This is a genomic window from Bradyrhizobium sp. WU425, assembly GCF_021052305.1.
Lineage (GTDB): Bacteria > Pseudomonadota > Alphaproteobacteria > Rhizobiales > Xanthobacteraceae > Bradyrhizobium > Bradyrhizobium canariense_D.
Window position 1 is genome coordinate 7,415,541 of record NZ_CP088089.1, and the last position, 18,687, is coordinate 7,434,227.

Below are 18,687 nucleotides of genomic sequence, written 5' to 3' on the forward strand. Positions count from 1 at the left end.
CGGAGGTCCCAAGACTTTCGCGGACGGTTGATTTTCGCCTGAGACGACTTTGATTTTTGCTTGAGACGACAAAAACGTGCGATTTTGCTTTGAAAACAACGTGCTCGACGGCGACCTGCGGGAACTCACTTGCAGCGGAGCCGCCGTGCCGTTGCAGCCGCAGGTGTTCGATCTCCTCCTCTATCTGGTGGCGCAGCGCACGCGTGTGGTCAGCAAGGATGACCTGATCAGCCAGATCTGGAGCGATCGGATCATCTCGGATTCCGCCCTGAACAGCCGGATCAACGCCGCCCGCAAGGCGCTCGGCGACGATGGCGCAAGCCAGCGGCTGATCAAGACCATTCCGCGCAAGGGTTTTCGTTTCGTCGGCGAAGTCCGGGAAGAAGTGGCAGCCACGACTGCACCCGCGCAGCCCGTCGCTGCCCTGCCGCGCGTCCTGACGGACCGTCCGGCGGTCGCGGTGCTCGCTTTCGAGAACATGAGCGGCGATCCCGCACAGGACTATTTCGGCGACGGCATCAGCGAGGACATCCTCACCGCGCTGTCGAAGCAGCGCTGGTTCATGGTGATCGCCCGCAACTCGTCCTTTACCTACAAGGGGCGCGCGGTCCACATCCGGCAGATTGCCGAGGAACTGGGCGTCCGCTACGTCGTCGAAGGCAGCGTGCGCAAGTCGGACAACCGGGTGCGCATCACCGCGCAGCTCAACGACGCCACGACGGGCAGCCATCTCTGGGCCGAGCGCTACGACCGCGAGCTGGTCGACGTGTTCGCCGTGCAGGACGAGATCACGAATGCGATCGCTGCGGCGATCGAGCCGCAGATCCATGCGGCGGAAAGTTTTCGCGCCCATCGCAAGCCCCCCGCGAGCCTGGATGCCTGGGATCTCCTGATGCGGGCGCTGTCGCATTACTGGCGCGTGACGCGGCGGGATCACGAGACCGCACGGGCGCTGCTGGAACGCGCGGTGGGGATCGACCCGAACTACGGCCAGGCGCTGTCGGTGCTCGCGGCGAACCACATGTTCGGCGTGCATCTCGGCTGGGCCGAGCTTGCCATGGTGGCGCCAGCGGCGGAAGCCGCCGCGCTCGCCGCGGTGCGCTGCGACCATGAGGATGCCTGGGCGCACGCCGCGCTCGGCAGCGTCTACTTCTCGACGCGAAGACTCGCGGACGCACTGTCCGAGTTCGAGCAGGCGCTCGCACTCAATCCGAACTTCTCGCTGGCGCAGGGCTATTACGCACTGGCGCTGTCCTATGCCGGGCGGCCGAAGGATTCATTCGAGGCAGCGCAGAGGGCAATGCGGCTGTCGCCGCGCGATCCATCCCTGGCGATCTATCACGGCATCGCCGGCTATGCCCGCTTCACCGAGCGGCGCTATGCCGAGGCCATCGCGCTCGCGCGCGAGGCAATCCGCCATCGCGGCGATCTCACCGGCGCCTACCGCGTGCTCGCGGTTTCTGCCGGCATGACCGGAGACGGCGTGCTTGGGGAGATGGCGCTGGGCGAGCTCCGCCGCACCCAGCCCAACATCTCGCTGCACTGGATTTCGACGCAATTGCCATGGGCCAATGAGGCCGACCGCGAGCACTATCTGGAAGGATTCCGGCGGGCGGGCTTGCGCTAGACGATCCTCATGCCGGGTTCGCGTCGCGCTTGCGGCGCAGATGGACGGATCGCGCGGCGCTGCGGCGCCGGATTGGCCGCCAAACACCATAACAGGACGCGCTGTACATTTTTTGTGCGAACATTGTCGAGACTTTCATCTTGCGGCGCCGAATGAGACCGTGTGAGCCTCGATCCCGGATGGGGACTGGGATGGGCCGGCCGTAGCTTTGCGCGCCACGACGTGCGAAGCGTTTGCGGCTGGTCTCGCTTGAGAAAGATACGACATGTCAAAACGAGTGTTGCTTGGTGTCCTCCTGGCTTGCGGCCTTGCGGCCCCCGCGCTGGCGCAAGAGCCGAAGGCGGGTGGAGCGATCAATGCCGTGATTCAGCCCGAGCCGCCCGGCCTGATGCTGGCGATGGTCCAGAACGGCCCGGTGCAGATGGTGTCGGGCAACATTTTCGAAGGCCTGCTTCGCTACAGCCCCAAGCTCGAACCGCAGCCGGAGCTCGCCGAGAGCTGGAGCGTCAGCGAGGACGCAAAAACCTACACATTCAAGCTCAGGAAGGGCGTGACCTGGCATGACGGCAAGCCCTTCACCGCCGCCGACGTGCTGTTCTCGCTCGAGATGCTGAAACAGACGCATGCGCGCGCTCGCAACAACCTCGCGCAGGTCGACAAGGTCGAGGCCCCCGACGACTACACGGTGGTGTTCACGCTGAAGCAGCCGTTCGGTCCGTTCCTGGGCATCTTCGAGGTCGGCTCGATGCCGATGGTGCCGAAGCATCTCTATGAAAGCACCGACTGGAAGACCAATCCCTACAACAACGCCCCAGTCGGCACCGGCCCCTTCATGTTCAAGGAATGGCAGAAAGGCTCCTTCATCCGCCTGGTCAAGAACCCGAACTATTACGAGAAGGGCAAGCCCTATCTCGACGAGATCTACTGGCAGATCATTCCCGATGCCGCGGCGCGCTCGGTGGCGTATGAGACCGGCAAGGTCGACGTGCTGCCCGGCGGCTCGGTCGAGAATTTCGACGTGCCCCGGCTCTCCAAGCTGAAGGACACCTGCGTCACCGGCGCCGGCTGGGAGTTCTTCTCGCCGCTGGCCTGGCTGTGGCTCAACAACCGGCAGGGTCCGCTCGCCGACAAGCGGGTGCGGCAGGCGGTCATGTTTGCGATCGACCGCGAGTTCGCCAAGGACGTGATCTGGAACGGGCTCGGCAAGGTCGCAACCGGCCCGTCGGCCTCGACCATCAAATACTACACCGACGACGTGCCGAAGTACCCTTACGATCCCGCCAAGGCCAAGGCGCTGCTGAAGGAAGCCGGCTACAAGGGCGAGAAGATCCGCCTTCTGCCGCTCGCCTATGGCGAGACCTGGCAGCGCTGGGGTGAAGCCGTGAAGCAGAACCTCCAGGACGTCGGCATGAACATCGAGACCATCGCCACCGACGTCGCCGGCGGCAACCAGAAGATCGGCGACTGGGACTACGACATCGCCTTCACCTACCTCTACCAGTACGGCGACCCCGCGCTCGGCGTCGGCCGCAATTACGTCTCCAGCGCGATTGCCAAGGGCCAGGTGTTCAACAACGTCGAGGGTTACTCCAACGCTGAGATCGACAAGCTGTTCGCCGAGGGCGCGGTGGCAACGCCGGACTCCAAGCGCAAGGAGATCTACGAGAAGGCGCAGAAGATCCTGGTCGAGGACGTGCCGGTGGCCTGGATGCTCGAGCTGCAATTCCCGACCATCATGCGCTGCAAGGTCAAGAACCTGATCACCACCGGGATCGGAGTCAACGACGGCTTCAAGGATGCATGGCTCGACAGGTGAGGGCTACCTCCGTCACCTCTCCCCGCTTGCGGGGAGAGGTGGGCGCTCCGTCTCTGTCGCTCCAGGTCACACCACCGATATGATCCTCTAGATGCTCTCCTTTGTCGCTCAGCGTGTCGCGAAGGGCGTGATCGTCCTGCTTGCGATCGTCGTCCTCAATTTCTTCCTGATCCGGCTCGCGCCCGGCGATCCCGCCGTCGTGATGGCGGGCGAGGCCGGCGCCAGCGACCAGATCTTCGTCCAGCAGCTCAGGGAGAAGTTCGGCCTGGACAAGCCGCTGCCCGAGCAGCTCTTCATCTACGTCAAGGGCATCGTGACCCTCGACCTCGGCTTCTCCTTCCGCCAGCAGGCGCCGGTCGCGAAGCTGATCGGCGAGCGGCTGCCGGCGACATTGCTGCTGACGCTGACGGCCTTCGCGATCTCGCTCGTGCTCGGCATTCTCTTCGGCACCTTCGCCGCGCGCTTTGCCGGAACCTTTCTCGACACCGCGATCACCGTCTTTGCGCTGATCTTTTACGCCATGCCGATCTTCTGGGTGGCGCTCATGAGCATCCTGCTGTTCTCGGTCACCATGGATTGGCTGCCGAGCTTCGGCTACGAGACGGTCGGCGCCAACCTTTCCGGCCCTGCCCATGTGGTCGACGTCGCAAGGCACCTGATTATGCCGGCGATGACGCTCGGCCTGTTTTTTATGGCGACGTATACGCGCATGACGCGAGCCTCGATGCTCGAAGTGAAGCGTCTCGACTTCGTCAAGACCGCGCGCGCCAAAGGCCTGTCCGACGCCGTGATCCAGCGTCGCCACGTCCTGCGCAACGCGCTACTGCCCGTCGTGACGCTCGCCGGAGTCCACTCCGGCACCCTGATCGGCGGCGCCGTCATCACCGAGACCGTGTTCGCCTGGCCCGGCATCGGACGCCTGATGTACGACGCCCTGCTCCAGCGCGACTACAATCTGCTGCTCGGGGTCTTCGTGATCTGCTCCGCCATTGTCCTGATCTTCAACCTCATCACCGACCTGGTCTATCGCCTGGTCGACCCGCGCATCGAATTCTCCACATGAAACAGTTCTGGAAATCGATGTTGAGGAGCCCGAGCGGCGTCATCGGGCTCATCATCCTGCTCCTTGCGATCTCAGTCGCCTTGTTCGGTCCGATGCTGTTCCCGAACTCGCCCTGGCGCATGGTGCAGCGGCCGTTTCTGCCGCCGTTCACGCTCGCGACCGTGCCGCTCGGCACCGATGCACTCGGCCGCGACGTGTTCGCCGGCATGATCTTCGGCGCACGCGTCTCGCTGCTCGTCGGCATGGTCTCCACCCTGGTTGCGCTGGTCGTCGGCGTTCCGATCGGCGCCATGGCCGGCTATTTCGGCGGCAGGGTCGACGACGCCCTGATGCGTTTCACCGAGTTCTTCCAAACCATTCCGAGCTTTGCGCTCGCGATCGTCCTGGTCGCGATCCTGCAGCCCTCGATCTATTCGATCGTCGCCTCGATCGCGCTGGTAAGCTGGCCGCCGGTCGCGCGCCTCGTCCGCGGCGAGGTGCTGTCGTTGCGCACGCGGGAGTACGTCCAGGCCGCGGTGGTCACGGGCCAGAGCAACACCTGGATCATCCTGCGCGAAATCCTGCCGAACACGCTGTCGCCGGTGATCGTGCTGGCTTCGCTGATGGTGGCGACCGCGATCCTGCTGGAATCCTCGCTGGCGTTCCTCGGCCTCGGCGATCCCAATCTGATCTCCTGGGGCTACATGGTCGGTGCCGGCCGCACCGTGATCCGCCAGGCCTGGTGGATCACCGTGTTTCCCGGCGTCGCGATCCTGATCTCGGTGCTCGGGCTCAATTTGATCGGCGAAGGCCTCAACGACGCGCTCAATCCGCGGCTGTCGCGGGAGGGCCGCTGATCATGACCGCACCGCCCGCCGTCTCCGTCAAGAATCTGCGGATCGCATTGCCCAAGGGCGCCGAGCGTCCCTTCGCGGTCGACGGCATCTCGCTCGATTTGCGGCCCGGCAAGATCGTTTGCGTGGTCGGCGAATCCGGCTCCGGCAAGTCGATGTGCGCGCATGCGCTGATGGGCCTGTTGCCGGACACGGTCACCGTCACCTCCGGCGAGATCCAGTTCGAAGGACGCGACCTGCTCAAACTCGACGACGAATGCTGGCGCGATCTGCGCGGCCGCCGGCTTGCGATGATTTTTCAGGAACCGATGACCGCGCTCAATCCGTTGATGCGGATCGGCGACCAGATGGCGGAGATGTTCGAGGCGCACGGGCTGCTCACGCCGAGGGAGCGGCGCGCAAAGGCGCTATCGCTGGCGCGCGAAGTCGGCCTCCCCGACCCCGAGCGCATCGTGCGCGCCTATCCGCACCAGCTCTCCGGCGGCCAGCGCCAGCGCGCCATGATCGCGATGGCGCTCGCGCTCGAACCGGCGGTGCTGGTTGCGGACGAGCCGACCACCGCGCTCGACGTCACCACGCAAGCGCAGATCCTGAAACTGATCCGCAACCTCCAGCGCAATCGCAACATGGCGGTGATGTTCATCACCCATGATTTCGGCGTGGTCGCCGACATCGCCGACCAAGTCGTGGTGTTGCGCCATGGCAAGGTGGTCGAGGAAGGCCCCGCCTCGGCGGTCTTCAACGCGCCGCAACACGACTACACCAAGGCGCTGCTCGCCGCCGTGCCCTCGATGGACCCACCCGCCCGCAGCCCCCTGGACGACCAGGCCAAGGCGGTCGAGGTGATCGGACTGGACAAGACCTACGTCACCTCGGGCGGCTGGTTTCGCGAGGACCGCCGCGTCGATGCCGCGCGCGGGGTTAATTTCAACATCCTCAAAGGCGAGACGCTCGGCCTGGTCGGCGAATCCGGTTCTGGCAAATCGTCGGTGGCCCGCCTTGTGATGCGGCTGATCGAGGCCGACCGCGGCACCGTGCGGATCGGCGAGACCGATCTCACAAAGCTCGCGGGCAAGGCGCTACGCGCCGAGCGCCCTCGCATCCAGATGATCTTCCAGGATCCGTTCGCTTCGCTCAATCCGCGCCGCAAGGTCGGTCATATCATCGCCGACGGCCCGATCGCGGCCGGCACCGATCCGAAAGTGGCGTTCGACCGCGCCCGCGATCTCCTCAAGATGGTCGGGCTCGATGCCGGCGCGCTCGAACGCTATCCGCATGAATTCTCCGGCGGCCAGCGCCAGCGCATCGGCATTGCGCGCGCGCTCGCGCTCGAGCCCGAGATCATCGTCGCGGACGAGGCCGTCTCCGCGCTCGACGTCTCCGTGCAGGCGCAGGTCCTAAGGCTGCTCGAAGACCTCAAGGCCCGCCTCGGCCTCTCGATGCTGTTCATCACCCACGACCTGCGAGTCGCAGCGCAAATCTGTGACCGCATCGCCGTGATGCAGCGCGGCGTCATCGTCGAGCTGAAGCCGACCGCGCAGCTGTTCGCCGCGCCCGAGCATGCCTATACACGCGAATTGCTCGCAGCAGTCCCGGGGCAGAGAGAGCGCGCGCCGGCGTAAGTCAGCCGACCGCGGTTTCTACTTCGTTCGAGGATTCGTGTTGTTCCAGGTGGGGACTGAGTTTGTTACGCCGACGGAGGGCTGGTTGGACGTTCCGATCGACGGCGCCGTCACGGTCCCGACGGTCTGCCCGGAACTTCCGATGGTCCCTTGCTGCACCGGCGCTCCGGTGCGTCCGCTCGTGCTGCCTGGTGTACCCGTCCCCGATGTTTGTGCGTTTACAGCAAGTGGCGCGGCAGCCAATCCGAGAGCAATAAGTGCAGCAATGGTGCGTTTTGTTCTTGTCATGGCTGATCCTTTCGGGCGCGGTCTCTCAATCGCAATGCCGTTCGTCGAGGCGACCGTGCACTGACTGACCTTACAACTCCACGCGCGAGAAAATGTGCCGCAGTGCCATCATCCCGTCGGCTCAACTCTTCATCACGATGCTACGAAGCGGTCCCCGCCGAACGGATGCGCCGTGCCATCGGCGCATCGCTGAAGGTACCCCGTTCCACCTCAGGAACGGAATAGTCACGGGCTTTTTATCCCTCGTGACCGCCCGCATGGCTGCAAAGCCGAAGCCGGCACCCCACATCCGCATGAAATGATTTCCATCATGTGATGGTGGATTGAAGATCTAATTGGAGCCGACATGGGCCAGATTATTCAGTTTGTCTCGAAATCCGAGCGCGAGCGCATTCGCCTCATCCAGGAAGCGCGCGCGATCTACGACAGCATCTTCCCGCCGACTGATCCGATGAGCGAGAGATCAGGCGGAGCCGCCGCACGTCGCAGCGACGGGGGCAACCTCGCGTGATCAAAATCATCGCCGTGCTCTGCAACCTCGCCTCTCCGGCGAACTGTCATGAGCAGACCGTCACCACATCCGACTTCGCCGACGTCTCGATGCAATCTTGCCTGATGGGCGCGCCGCAACTCGCCGAATGGATGAACCAGCATCCGGCCGAGCGCCTCGCCGGGTGGCGCTGCGTGATCGGCCAACAGGCCGGGCGGGGAATTTAGGATCGGACGGGCTCTCCCTGAACGATCCGCAATGTCTGGTCCACCGCCATGATCATTGCTGGTCGCACTTTATCATCTTCTTTGGCCTTGCGACCGTCACAGGTGACCGGCATTGGCTCGCCAGACAGGCGCGCCTACCTGACCGGCGGGTTGGTGTTGCTCCAGGTCGGGACTGCGTTGGTCACGCCGACCGACGGCCAGTTATACGTACCGACCGACGGCGCCGTGACCGTCCCAACCGACTGTCCGCTCGACCCGTAGGCTCTGGGCTGTGCTGCCAACGATCCGGCGCTCCCATAGCTCGGAGCCACCACGCCGGTGCTGTAAGCTCGGCTTGACCGGTGCTTCTTGGCCTCAGCCGCGATCGGCGCGGCAAGCAACCCGACGGTGACTAGGGCGGCAATGGCGGGTTTGATGCTTGTCATGGCTGATCCCTTCATTCGCTGTGGGCCCCTTGCCATCTGTTCATTCAGCCGCGGATTTCCATAGGCAGCCGTTCATAACTCCGTGCGCGGGCGGAGGCGCCGGGGAGCGGTCGCACGACTAGCACGCCCGCTCGCGTGCCTCGCCTTCGGATGGACCCGAATCAGCGCTAGTGCATTCACCTCATCGACTTCGTGTATTGAGGCGACATGACCGGTCCCGAACTGAAGCAACTCCGCAACGATCTCTCGGAGGTCCTCGAGCGCAAGCTCACCGCGGCCGACATGGCCCGGCTCTGCGGATTGCCGGAGAAGGGCGGCGCCGACACCATCCGGCGCTGGGAAGTGAGCGGCCCGACGCCGTCGGCGACCAAGGTGCTGCGCGTGCTCGCGATGGCGAGCGAGCGCTATCCGATCCTGGAGAAGTTCGACGTCTTCGATCGTCATGACGTGCGCGAGGAAGACCGGCCCGCAAAGCGCGCTGCATTCCGCGAACAGATGCGCGATGAGGCGCGGCGCCGTCTTGGTTAATGAGATGCGCGCGCAAGTTAGCCTGATAGCGCCGAGTTAAGCTTTCCTTCAGCACTTCTTAAGCCGACATTAAGCACAAAAATCATTTACAGCCCAATAAGTTACGTTGGCTGCCGCTGTGCCATGGATGTGACAGCATTTTCGTCAAAAGCGAGCTATCTGCAGAACCAACGACGGCGCGGAAAGCGCGACTGCCGGGGACTTAAGTGTTGGAGTTTGGACTATGAAGAAGATTCTGTTCGCGACCGTTGCGCTGCTCGTGGTGGGCGCTGCCGCACCGGCGGTCGGTGCCGATCTCGGTAACCGCAACTATTATAAGGCGCCCGCGCCCGCCTATGCCGCCCCGATTTACAACTGGACCGGCTTCTATATCGGCGGCCATGTCGGCGGCGCGTTCTCCAGCGACAACAATTTCAGCGGCCTCTCCACCGGCAATAACGGCAACGGCCGTTTCCTCGGCGGTCTGCAGGCCGGTGCGGACTGGCAGTTCAACCCGAACTTCGTTGTCGGCGTCGAAGGCCAGTATTCCTGGCTCTCCGGCAGCGTCGGCGCGGTGTTCCCAGGCGGCGTCGCCTACACCAACGACCAGCGCGGTCTCGGCTCGATCACCGGCCGCGTCGGCTACACCTGGGGTCCGGGCCTGCTCTACGTGAAGGGCGGCTACGCCTATTCCGACAACAACGAGAAGGTGACCGTCGGCGGCGTGCCGACCGGCTTCATCATCAGCGGCGACCACCGTAACGGCTACACCGTCGGCGCCGGCCTCGAATACATGTTCGCGCCGAACTGGTCAGCCAAGGCCGAGTACCAGTACTACAATTTCGGCGACGCCCACTTCACCGCGGGCCCGCTGGCGGGAACCGGCAACTTCACCACCGACGACCACACCATCAAGGCGGGCGTCAACTACCGCTTCAACTGGGCCAACTCGGCGGTCGCGCGCTACTGAACGGTTATCAAAGCCTTATCATGATGAAGGGCCGGCATCGTTGCCGGCCCTTCTTTTTTCGCTGTGCGGAACGCAACGCAACCAATTGAGCAACTTGCGATTTTTTAACCTGCCCCGAGGATACTCCGCCGCGAAAACATAAAGATCATGCGTGGGGGAATTTCGATGGCGATCCGTCTGGGCCTTGGCCGTTTGCTTGGTGGTATCCGGCCTCGTTTCAAAATGCCGACATGGGGCGTGCGCGGCAGCCTGTTCACGGCCTTCGCAGTGATCGCGGGCATGGGTCTCGTGATCGCGGCCGGCGCCGGCTTCGTCTTCAACCATCTCGGCAGCACTATGATGGACCTGAGCGGCCGCGATATCCCGCGCCTTTCCGCAAGCCTTCAACTCGCATCGCAAAGCGCAACGCTCGCGGCGCAGGGGCCGGGCCTGCTAGCGTCGCCGTCCGACGAGGCGCTGAACGAACGCACCAAGAAGGTGCAGGAGATCCAGCAGCTTGCCATGGCCAAGCTTGGCGAGATCATCGAGCTCGGCGCCGACAAGCAGATCGCAACCGCGTTGCGCGACACCGCCAAGAGCATCGACGAGGCGACCCAGAGCCTGGTGTCAGCCGCGCGCGAGCGGCTCGATACCGGCGCGCTGCATGACAAGCAATATGAAGCACTCCGCAAGGCGCAGCTCACCTTCGTCGGTGCGGCCGGTCCTGCCATGCTGGATGCGCAGACGCGTCTGAACGCGATCCTCGGTGCGGCGGAAGTTTCCGCTGACGATGCCACCGAAGCCGCCCGCACCGTCTCCCAGGTCGCGACCATCTCCGCCAACGGCAATCTGATGGCCGCCGACATGATGGCGGCGCTGTCGGCCAACAACAGCGATACGCTGGAGGCGATCGAGAAGGAGTTCAAGGCGACGCGCGACCGTGTCAAGTCGAACCTCGAGGACCTGCCGAACATGGCCTCGATGCAGGCGGTGCGCGACACCGTGCAAAAGCTGTTCGCCTTCGGCGAAGGCAAGTCCGGCGTGTTCAAGATCCGCCAGAAAGAGCTCGACGCGATCGACTACGGCCAGACCATCCTGGACGAGACCCGCAAGCTCAATGTCGGCCTCGGCATCAGCGTGCAGCAGCTGGTCGAGGGTGTGCAGAAGGAGACCAACGCGTCGACCTTCCAGGCGCGGCAGGAGATCTCGCTCGCGACCACCGCGATGCTGGCGCTCGGCGCACTGACGCTGGTCGGCTCGGCGCTGTTCGTCTGGCTCTATGTCGGCCGCAACATCCTGCGCCGCATTCGCGAGCTTCAACGCGCCATGCAGTTGCTCTCGGCCGGCGACCTTGACACCGAGATCGTCCGCTCCCGGCAGAACGACGAGATCGGCGCGATGAAGGAAACGCTGACGGTGTTCCGCGACAGCATGATCGAAGCCCGGGCGCTTGCGAGCGAGCAGGACAGGGATCGCATCGCCAAGGCCGAGCGTGCGGCGCAGATGGAGGCGAAGATCGCCGGGTTCGAGAGTACGGTGCGCTCCGCACTCGACAATCTCGCGCAGTCGGCCAATTCGATGCAATCGACCGCGCAGAGCATGTCGACCACGGCAGACCAGTCCAATGCGCTGGTGAACGCGGTTGCCTCCGCAGCCGAAGAGACCTCGGTCAACGTGCAGACCGTATCGTCAGGCACCGAGCAGCTCTCGTCCTCGATCGAGGAAATCAGCAAGCAGGTCGTCACCTCGGCCGCGATCGCCAGGAAGGCGGTCGACGAAGCGGGCGCGACCGACGCCACCGTGCAGAGCCTCGCCGACAGCGCGAGCCGCATCAGCGTGGTGGTCGACCTGATTCAGACCATCGCCTCGCAGACCAATCTGCTGGCGCTCAACGCCACCATCGAGGCGGCGCGCGCGGGCGAAGCCGGCCGCGGCTTCGCGGTGGTCGCCTCCGAGGTGAAGAGCCTCGCGAGCCAGACCGCCAAGGCCACGGAGGAGATCCGTAGCCAGATCGCCAGCATGCAGTCAGTGACGACGTCGGCGGTCGGCGCCATCCAGGGCATCGGCCGGATCATCGGCGAGATCAACGACGTCACTACGACGATCGCCGCCGCCGTCGAGGAACAGGGCGCGGCGACACGCGAGATCGCCCGCAACATCCAGCATGCGGCCGGCGGCACCAGCGAGGTTTCCAGCAACATCGTCGGCGTCTCCACGGCTTCGGCGGAAGCCGGCGCAGCGGCGAACGAAGTGCTCGGCGCCTCCGACGCGCTCCGCCGCGAAGCCGACATGCTGCGCGGAGAGATCGACGCGTTCCTCAACAACATGCGGGCTGCGTAAGGCGCCGTTCCGTAGCCCGGAATGACCGCTATGCGGGCCGCGCCAGCGTTCTTTTTCGGCTGGCGCGCCGTGACGGGCGGGTTTAAGCCGGTAGGATGAACGCAAAGACCGACACCGTGCAGTCCTCCGCCGACGCCCTGCGCTATCCCTGGGAACAGCATCCCGGCCCCGAACAGGTCGTCGAGGTGAAGCCAGGCGTGTTGTGGGCGCGGCTGAAGCTGCCGTTCCGCCTCAACCATGTGAACATCTACCTGCTCGCCGATGGTGACGGCTATGCCATGATCGATGCCGGCTTCGGCAATGAGGAGACGATCGAAGCCTGGACGAAGCTGTTCGACGGGCCGCTGAAGGGCGTCAACATCACGCGCCTGATCGTGACCCATTCCCATCCCGATCATGTCGGTCTGGCCGGGTGGATCGTCGAGCGGTTCAACTGCCCGCTCGTGATGTCGCAGGTCGAATATCTGCAATCGGTCTATCACCAGAACCGCGGCACCGAGGAGCGGCAGGAAGCGCAGCGGCTGTTCTTCCGCCGCCATGGCATGGACGAGTCGCTCACCGAAAAACTGCTCGGCCGCGGCCAGGACTATCTCAAGCGCGTCTCGGTGCTGCCGCCGTCCTACCGCCGCATCTCGCATGGCGAGGACGTCGTGATCGGCACGCGCCGCTTCAAGGTGATCACCGGCGGCGGTCACGCGCTCGACCAGGTGATGCTGTACTGCGCCGACGACAAGCTGTTCCTCTCGGCCGACCAGGTGCTGAGCAAGATCTCGCCGAACGTCAGCGTGTGGGCGGTCGAACCCGACCAGAACTCGCTCGGCGAATATCTGGCCTCGCTCGCCCGCCTCACCACGACTCTCCCCTATGACGTGCTGGTGCTGCCTGGCCACGGCGTGCCGTTCTACGGGCTCAAGACCCGCATCAAGCAGCTCGCCGATCACCATGAGGAGCGCTGCCGCCTGATCGCGGAAGCCTGCCGCGAGGTGCCGCAGACCTCGCGCGCCCTGGTGCCCGTGGTGTTTAACAAGCACGTTCTGGACGAACATCAGATGGGTTTCGCTGCCGGCGAACTGGTCGCCCACGTCAATTACATGATCGTCGAGGGCCGGCTGACGGCCGAGACGCAGGACGGCGTGTTGCAGTTCAGGACGACCTGAGCGCTGACTTCAATTCAGCGGATGGTGCAGAGCAACATTGCATCTCGCGCGAACTTGATCCGGATCAAGTTTCAAATCGCACGATAGGGCATTTTGCCCAAATGCCCCGCAGGTCCAAATGTGGGATAGCGCATAGACATTGGAGCTGGAAAAGCTCTAAGGATATGCGGATCTTTGGTCGGTTCCGCTGCAGGTTTGACGATGGATTACGCCCAGTTTTTCAATTCCGCCCTTGATCGTCTCCACACCGAGCGGCGCTACCGCGTGTTCGCCGATCTCGAGCGCATTGCCGGCCGGTTCCCGCATGCGCTCTGGCACTCGCCCAAGGGCAAGCGCGACGTCGTGATCTGGTGCTCCAACGATTATCTCGGCATGGGCCAGCACCCGAAGGTGGTGGGCGCGATGGTCGAGACCGCGACCCGCGTCGGCACCGGCGCCGGCGGCACCCGCAACATCGCCGGCACGCATCATCCGCTGGTGCAGCTCGAGGCCGAGCTCGCCGATCTCCACGGCAAGGAAGCCTCGCTGCTCTTCACGTCCGGCTACGTCTCGAACCAGACCGGCATTGCGACCATCGCAAAGCTCATTCCGAACTGCCTGATCCTGTCCGACGAGCTCAACCACAATTCGATGATCGAGGGCATCCGCCAGTCCGGCTGCGAGCGGGTCGTGTTCCGCCACAACGACCTCGCCGATCTCGAAGCGCTGTTGAAGGCTGCGGGCCCGAGCCGGCCCAAGCTGATCGCCTGCGAGAGTCTTTATTCGATGGACGGCGACATCGCCCCGCTCGCCAAGATCTGCGACCTCGCCGAGAAGTACGGCGCGATGACCTATGTCGACGAGGTCCACGCCGTCGGCATGTACGGCCCGCGCGGCGGCGGCATCGCCGAGCGCGACGGCGTGATGCATCGCATCGACATTCTCGAAGGCACGCTTGCCAAGGCGTTCGGCTGCCTCGGCGGCTACATCGCCGCCAACGGTCAGATCATCGACGCCGTGCGCTCCTATGCGCCCGGCTTCATCTTCACCACCGCGCTGCCGCCGGCGATCTGCTCGGCCGCGACCGCCGCGATCAAGCATCTGAAGACGTCAAGCTGGGAGCGCGAGCGTCACCAGGACCGCGCCGCCCGGGTCAAGGCGATCCTCAACGCCGCCGGCCTGCCGGTGATGTCGAGCGACACCCACATCGTCCCGCTGTTCATCGGCGATGCCGAGAAATGCAAGCAGGCTTCCGACCTCTTGCTCGAACGGCACGGCATCTACATCCAGCCGATCAACTATCCGACGGTCGCCAAGGGCTCCGAACGCCTGCGCATCACGCCCTCGCCCTATCACGACGACGGCCTGATCGATCAACTCGCCGAAGCCCTGCTGCAGGTGTGGGACCGCCTGGGTCTGCCGCTCCGCGAGAAGTCGCTGGCGGCGGAATAGGCTTCTTCGCCTTCTCTTTCGATCTAAGTTTCACCGTCCCGGAGCTTCCCCCTCCCCACCCTCCCCCACAGGGGGAAAGGGAGCGAGAGAGTTGCGCCTCCCTTACGTCGGGGGAGCCCCACAGCGTAGCGGTCGGTCTCGAATTTCCTGCAACGCGGACGGTCTCTCCGTTCCCTCCCTCCTTGTGGGGGCGGGTCAGGGAGGGGGGTACCACGCGGGGACTCTCTCGGTAAGCCAGAAGCAGCGCAGCTTTAAGACTGCGCACCGCTTAACGACAACTCCGGTTCCCGCCGTGGCACGGCATTTCGCTGTCGCCTCCACCCGTCCAACGCGCTAGATTTACAGGGAAAATGAGATTGGGCGCGGCCAGCGCGCGCCCCGGGAGAAGCACGCTCGCCATGCTGCACGATTGGGGCGTGATCGCCGCCGCCTTCGGCTATATCGGCTTTCTGTTCCTGGTGGCGAGCCATGGCGACCGCCGCTCGCCGGCCGGGCGAGGCCGCGCCTCGGGGCTGATCTATCCGCTGTCGCTGGCGATCTACTGCACCTCCTGGACCTTCTTCGGCTCGGTCGGCTTCGCCACCCGCACCTCCACCGACTTCCTCGCGATCTATGTCGGCCCGATCCTGATGATCGGACTCGGAGCCGGCGTGCTGCGCCGCGTGATCCAGCTCGCGAAGGCCCACAACATCACCTCGATCGCGGACTTCATCGGCGCGCGCTACGGCAAGAGCCAGGCGGTGGCGGCAACCGTCGCGCTGATCGCCATCATCGGCTCGGTGCCCTACATCGCGCTCCAGCTCAAGGCGGTCGCCTCCTCGCTCGAAACCATCCTGAGCGAAGACCAGGCCTTCTCCCACATCCCGATCATCGGCGACGTGGCGCTGATCGTGACGCTGGCGATGGCGGCCTTCGCGGTGCTGTTCGGCACGCGGCAGACGGACGCCACCGAGCACCAGCACGGCCTGATGCTGGCGGTCGCAACCGAATCCATCATCAAGCTCGTCGCCTTCCTCGCTGCGGGCATCTTCGTCACGTTCTGGATGTTCTCGCCGCACGAACTGATCGAGCGCGCGATGAAGACACCGGAGGCGGTGCGCGTCATCAACTATTCGCCGTCGATCGGCAACTTCCTGACCATGACGCTGCTGTCGCTGTGCGCGATCATGCTGCTGCCGCGCCAGTTCCACGTCAGCGTGGTGGAGAATTCCTCGGACGCCGAGGTCGGTCGCGCGCGCTGGCTGTTTCCGCTCTATCTCGTCGCCATCAATCTGTTCGTGATCCCGATCGCACTCGCCGGCCTCGTCAGCTTCCCGTTCGGCGCCGCCGATCCTGACATGTACGTGCTGGCGCTGCCGATGGAGGGCGGCGCGGATCTGCTCAGCGTCGCCGTCTTCGTCGGCGGGCTGTCGGCGGCGACCGCGATGGTGATCGTCGAATGCGTCGCGCTCTCCATCATGGTTTCGAACGACCTCGTGGTGCCCCTGGTGCTGCAACGACGGCCGGAGGGGCGCACCGGCGGCGCCGATTTCAGCGACTTCCTGTTGCGTTCGCGCCGGCTCGCGATCTTCGCCATCATGGTGATGGCCTATTTCTACTACCGCGCGCTCGGCAACACCCAGCTCGCGGCGATCGGCCTGCTGTCTTTTGCCGCCATCGCCCAGCTTGCACCAAGCTTCTTCGGCGGACTGCTGTGGCGGCGCGCGACCGCGCGCGGCGCGATCGGCGGCATGCTGGTCGGCTTCGCAGTGTGGCTCTACACGCTCTTCATCCCGAGCTTCATGGATACCTCGACGGCGGGCATCCTGCTGCTCCAGCACGGCCCGTTCGGGATCGAGGCGCTGCGGCCGCAGGCGTTGTTCGGCGCCGATTTGCCGCCGCTGATGCACGGCGTGGTCTGGTCGCTGTCGCTCAACATCCTCACCTACGTGCTGCTGTCGCTGGCGCGCCGGCCGTCTTCGATCGAGCTGGTCCAGGCCGATCTGTTCGTCCCCAACACGCTCGCGCCGATTTCCCCGAATTTCCGCCGCTGGCGCACCACGGTCACGGTGCAGGACATCCAGACCACGGTAGCGCAATATCTCGGGCCTGACCGCGCGCGGCATTCGTTCGACGCCTTATCCGCGCGGCGCAATGTGCGGCTGGAGTCCGGGGCGCCCGCCGATTTCGAGCTGCTGCAGCACGCCGAGCACCTGATCGCCTCCTCGATCGGCGCAGCCTCCTCGCGTCTCGTAATGTCGCTGCTGCTGCGCAAACGGACGGTCTCCGCCAAGGCTGCGCTAAAACTGCTCGACGATTCCCATGCGGCGCTGCATTTCAACCGCGAGATCCTCCAGACCGCGCTTAACCATGTGCGCCAGGGCATCGCGGTGTTCGATGCCGATCTGCAACTGATCTGCTCCAACCGGCAGTTCGGCGATCTCCTCAACGTTCCTCCGCATTTCATCCAGTTCGGCACGCCATTGCGTGAAATCCTGGAATTCATGGGCGTGAGCGAGCCGGCCGATCCGATCGAGCGCGAGGCCATGCTGGAGCGCCGGCTGGTGGCTTACACCACCGACGGCGAGCCTTATCTCGAGCGCCTGCCCGACCGCCACATGGTGATCGAGATCTTGACCAACCGCATGCCCGGCGGCGGCTTCGTCATTACCTTCACCGACGTCACGCCCACGTTCGAGGCGGCCGAAGCGCTGGAGAGGGCCAATGCGACGCTGGAAAAGCGGGTGCGCGACCGCACCGAGGAGCTGACCCGGCTGAATTCCGAGCTGGCGCTGGCCAAGAGCGCGGCCGAAGACGCCAGCATCTCCAAGACCCGCTTTCTCGCCGCCGCAAGCCACGACATTCTCCAGCCGCTGAACGCGGCGCGGCTCTATGTCACGAGCCTGGTCGAGCGTCAGCACAGCGGCGAGGAGACACGGCTGGTCGAGAACATCGACGAATCGCTCCAGGCGATCGAGGAAATTCTCGGCGCGCTGCTCGACATCTCCAGGCTCGACGCCGGCGCGATGACGACCTCGATCTCGAGCTTCAAGATGGCCGATCTGATGCGCTCGCTGGAGATCGAGTTCGCGCCGATCGCACGCGCGAAGAATCTGGCGCTCGTGTTCGTGCCGTGTTCGCTGCCCGTCGAGTCGGATCGTCTCTTGCTGCGGCGGCTGCTCCAGAACCTGATCTCCAACGCGATCAAATATACTCCACGCGGGCGCGTGCTGGTCGGCTGCCGCCGCCGCGGCGCCACGCTGAAGATCTGCGTCTACGACACCGGCGTCGGTATCCCGACGGTCAAGCGCGGCGAGATCTTCAAGGAATTCCACCGCCTGGAGCAGGGCGCGCGAATTGCCCGCGGCCTCGGCCTGGGCCTGTCGATCGTCGAGCGGCTGGCGCGCGTGCTCAAGCACGACATCGCCATCGATTCCAATGTCGGCGGCGGCTCGGTGTTTTCCGTGACGGTGCCGACGGCGAAGGCGATCACTCACACCGCGGCCGTGACCAGTGCGACGCCGCTCGCACGGACCTCGATCTCGGGTACCCTGATCGTCTGCATCGAGAACGACGCCGCGATCCTCGACGGCATGCGCACGCTGCTGAAGGCGTGGGACGCCGAGGTGATCGCGGTCGCCGATCCCGAGGCCGCGATCGCCGCAATCGAGACTGCGGGCCGCCGCGTGACCGGCCTGCTGGTCGATTACCATCTCGACCGCGGCAACGGCATCGCCGCGATCCGCGACATCCGCCGCCGCTTCGGTGACGGCATCCCCGCGATCCTGATCACCGCCGACCGCAGCCCCGCCGTGCAAATGGCTGCGCGCGACGAAAAGGTTGCGGTGCTCAACAAGCCGGTCAAGCCGGCTTCGCTGCGCGCCCTGCTCGGCCAGTGGCGCACGCAGCAGATGGTGGCTGCGGAGTGAAACT

15 protein-coding genes are annotated in these 18,687 nt (G+C 64.7%); 13 read left to right on the forward strand and 2 right to left on the reverse strand.

Features of this window, described 5'->3' with window-relative positions; translation table 11 throughout:
- Nucleotides 1-76 precede the first annotated feature (76 nt).
- The 5 genes from BcanWU425_RS35340 to BcanWU425_RS35360 all read left to right on the forward strand — a co-directional run bounded on the left by BcanWU425_RS35340 (nt 77) and on the right by BcanWU425_RS35360 (nt 6,961).
- On the forward strand, nt 77-1,627 hold the full coding sequence (locus BcanWU425_RS35340; protein WP_026233517.1) for a winged helix-turn-helix domain-containing tetratricopeptide repeat protein: 1,551 nt from the start codon (nt 77-79) through the stop codon (nt 1,625-1,627).
- Nucleotides 1,628-1,892: 265 nt separating this feature from the next.
- Nucleotides 1,893-3,443 carry an ABC transporter substrate-binding protein gene (locus tag BcanWU425_RS35345; RefSeq protein WP_204513215.1) on the forward strand — a complete coding sequence of 517 codons (1,551 nt, stop codon included), beginning with the start codon at nt 1,893-1,895 and terminating at the stop codon, nt 3,441-3,443.
- A gap of 91 nt (nt 3,444-3,534) precedes the next feature.
- Complete coding sequence (locus BcanWU425_RS35350; RefSeq protein WP_085349289.1) at nt 3,535-4,506, forward strand: ABC transporter permease; 972 nt, start codon at nt 3,535-3,537, stop codon at nt 4,504-4,506.
- On the forward strand, nt 4,503-5,342 hold the full coding sequence (locus tag BcanWU425_RS35355) for an ABC transporter permease (protein WP_018458168.1): 840 nt from the start codon (nt 4,503-4,505) through the stop codon (nt 5,340-5,342). Before BcanWU425_RS35350 ends, BcanWU425_RS35355 begins: the two co-directional genes overlap by 4 nt.
- Nucleotides 5,343-5,344: 2 nt before the next feature.
- Nucleotides 5,345-6,961: an ABC transporter ATP-binding protein gene (locus BcanWU425_RS35360; protein WP_204513214.1), complete on the forward strand. Its 1,617-nt coding sequence runs from the start codon at nt 5,345-5,347 to the stop codon at nt 6,959-6,961.
- An 18-nt stretch (nt 6,962-6,979) separates the two neighbouring features.
- Here BcanWU425_RS35360 and BcanWU425_RS35365 read toward each other — a convergent pair whose 3' ends face one another.
- Complete coding sequence (locus BcanWU425_RS35365) at nt 6,980-7,249, reverse strand: hypothetical protein (RefSeq protein WP_083926507.1); 270 nt, start codon at nt 7,247-7,249, stop codon at nt 6,980-6,982.
- Nucleotides 7,250-7,595: 346 nt separating this feature from the next.
- Here BcanWU425_RS35365 and BcanWU425_RS35370 point away from each other — a divergent pair, with 346 nt between their 5' ends.
- Nucleotides 7,596-7,760, forward strand: a complete 165-nt coding sequence (locus BcanWU425_RS35370; RefSeq protein WP_018458166.1) for a hypothetical protein — start codon at nt 7,596-7,598, stop codon at nt 7,758-7,760.
- Nucleotides 7,757-7,966 (forward strand): hypothetical protein, encoded by a 210-nt coding sequence (locus tag BcanWU425_RS35375; RefSeq protein WP_007605116.1) that lies wholly within the window; start codon nt 7,757-7,759, stop codon nt 7,964-7,966. The genes BcanWU425_RS35370 and BcanWU425_RS35375 overlap by 4 nt, the downstream gene beginning before the upstream one ends.
- 134 nt (nt 7,967-8,100) lie before the next feature.
- Here the strand turns inward: BcanWU425_RS35375 and BcanWU425_RS35380 are convergent, their stop codons facing one another.
- Nucleotides 8,101-8,391: a hypothetical protein gene (locus tag BcanWU425_RS35380; protein ID WP_018458165.1), complete on the reverse strand. Its 291-nt coding sequence runs from the start codon at nt 8,389-8,391 to the stop codon at nt 8,101-8,103.
- A gap of 207 nt (nt 8,392-8,598) precedes the next feature.
- Here BcanWU425_RS35380 and BcanWU425_RS35385 point away from each other — a divergent pair, with 207 nt between their 5' ends.
- The 6 genes from BcanWU425_RS35385 to BcanWU425_RS35410 all read left to right on the forward strand — a co-directional run bounded on the left by BcanWU425_RS35385 (nt 8,599) and on the right by BcanWU425_RS35410 (nt 18,683).
- Nucleotides 8,599-8,919, forward strand: a complete 321-nt coding sequence (locus BcanWU425_RS35385) for a hypothetical protein (RefSeq protein WP_027570057.1) — start codon at nt 8,599-8,601, stop codon at nt 8,917-8,919.
- A gap of 223 nt (nt 8,920-9,142) precedes the next feature.
- On the forward strand, nt 9,143-9,868 hold the full coding sequence (locus BcanWU425_RS35390) for an outer membrane protein (protein ID WP_204513213.1): 726 nt from the start codon (nt 9,143-9,145) through the stop codon (nt 9,866-9,868).
- 165 nt (nt 9,869-10,033) lie between these two features.
- Nucleotides 10,034-12,187: a methyl-accepting chemotaxis protein gene (locus BcanWU425_RS35395; protein ID WP_018458162.1), complete on the forward strand. Its 2,154-nt coding sequence runs from the start codon at nt 10,034-10,036 to the stop codon at nt 12,185-12,187.
- A gap of 95 nt (nt 12,188-12,282) precedes the next feature.
- Nucleotides 12,283-13,344 (forward strand): MBL fold metallo-hydrolase, encoded by a 1,062-nt coding sequence (locus BcanWU425_RS35400; RefSeq protein ID WP_204513212.1) that lies wholly within the window; start codon nt 12,283-12,285, stop codon nt 13,342-13,344.
- Between the two features lie 201 nt (nt 13,345-13,545).
- The gene (gene hemA / locus BcanWU425_RS35405; protein WP_085349285.1) at nt 13,546-14,775 is read left to right on the forward strand and encodes a 5-aminolevulinate synthase; all 1,230 of its coding nucleotides are present in this window, start codon (nt 13,546-13,548) and stop codon (nt 14,773-14,775) included.
- A gap of 398 nt (nt 14,776-15,173) precedes the next feature.
- Nucleotides 15,174-18,683 carry a PAS domain-containing hybrid sensor histidine kinase/response regulator gene (locus BcanWU425_RS35410; RefSeq protein ID WP_204513211.1) on the forward strand — a complete coding sequence of 1,170 codons (3,510 nt, stop codon included), beginning with the start codon at nt 15,174-15,176 and terminating at the stop codon, nt 18,681-18,683.
- Nucleotides 18,684-18,687 lie beyond the last annotated feature (4 nt).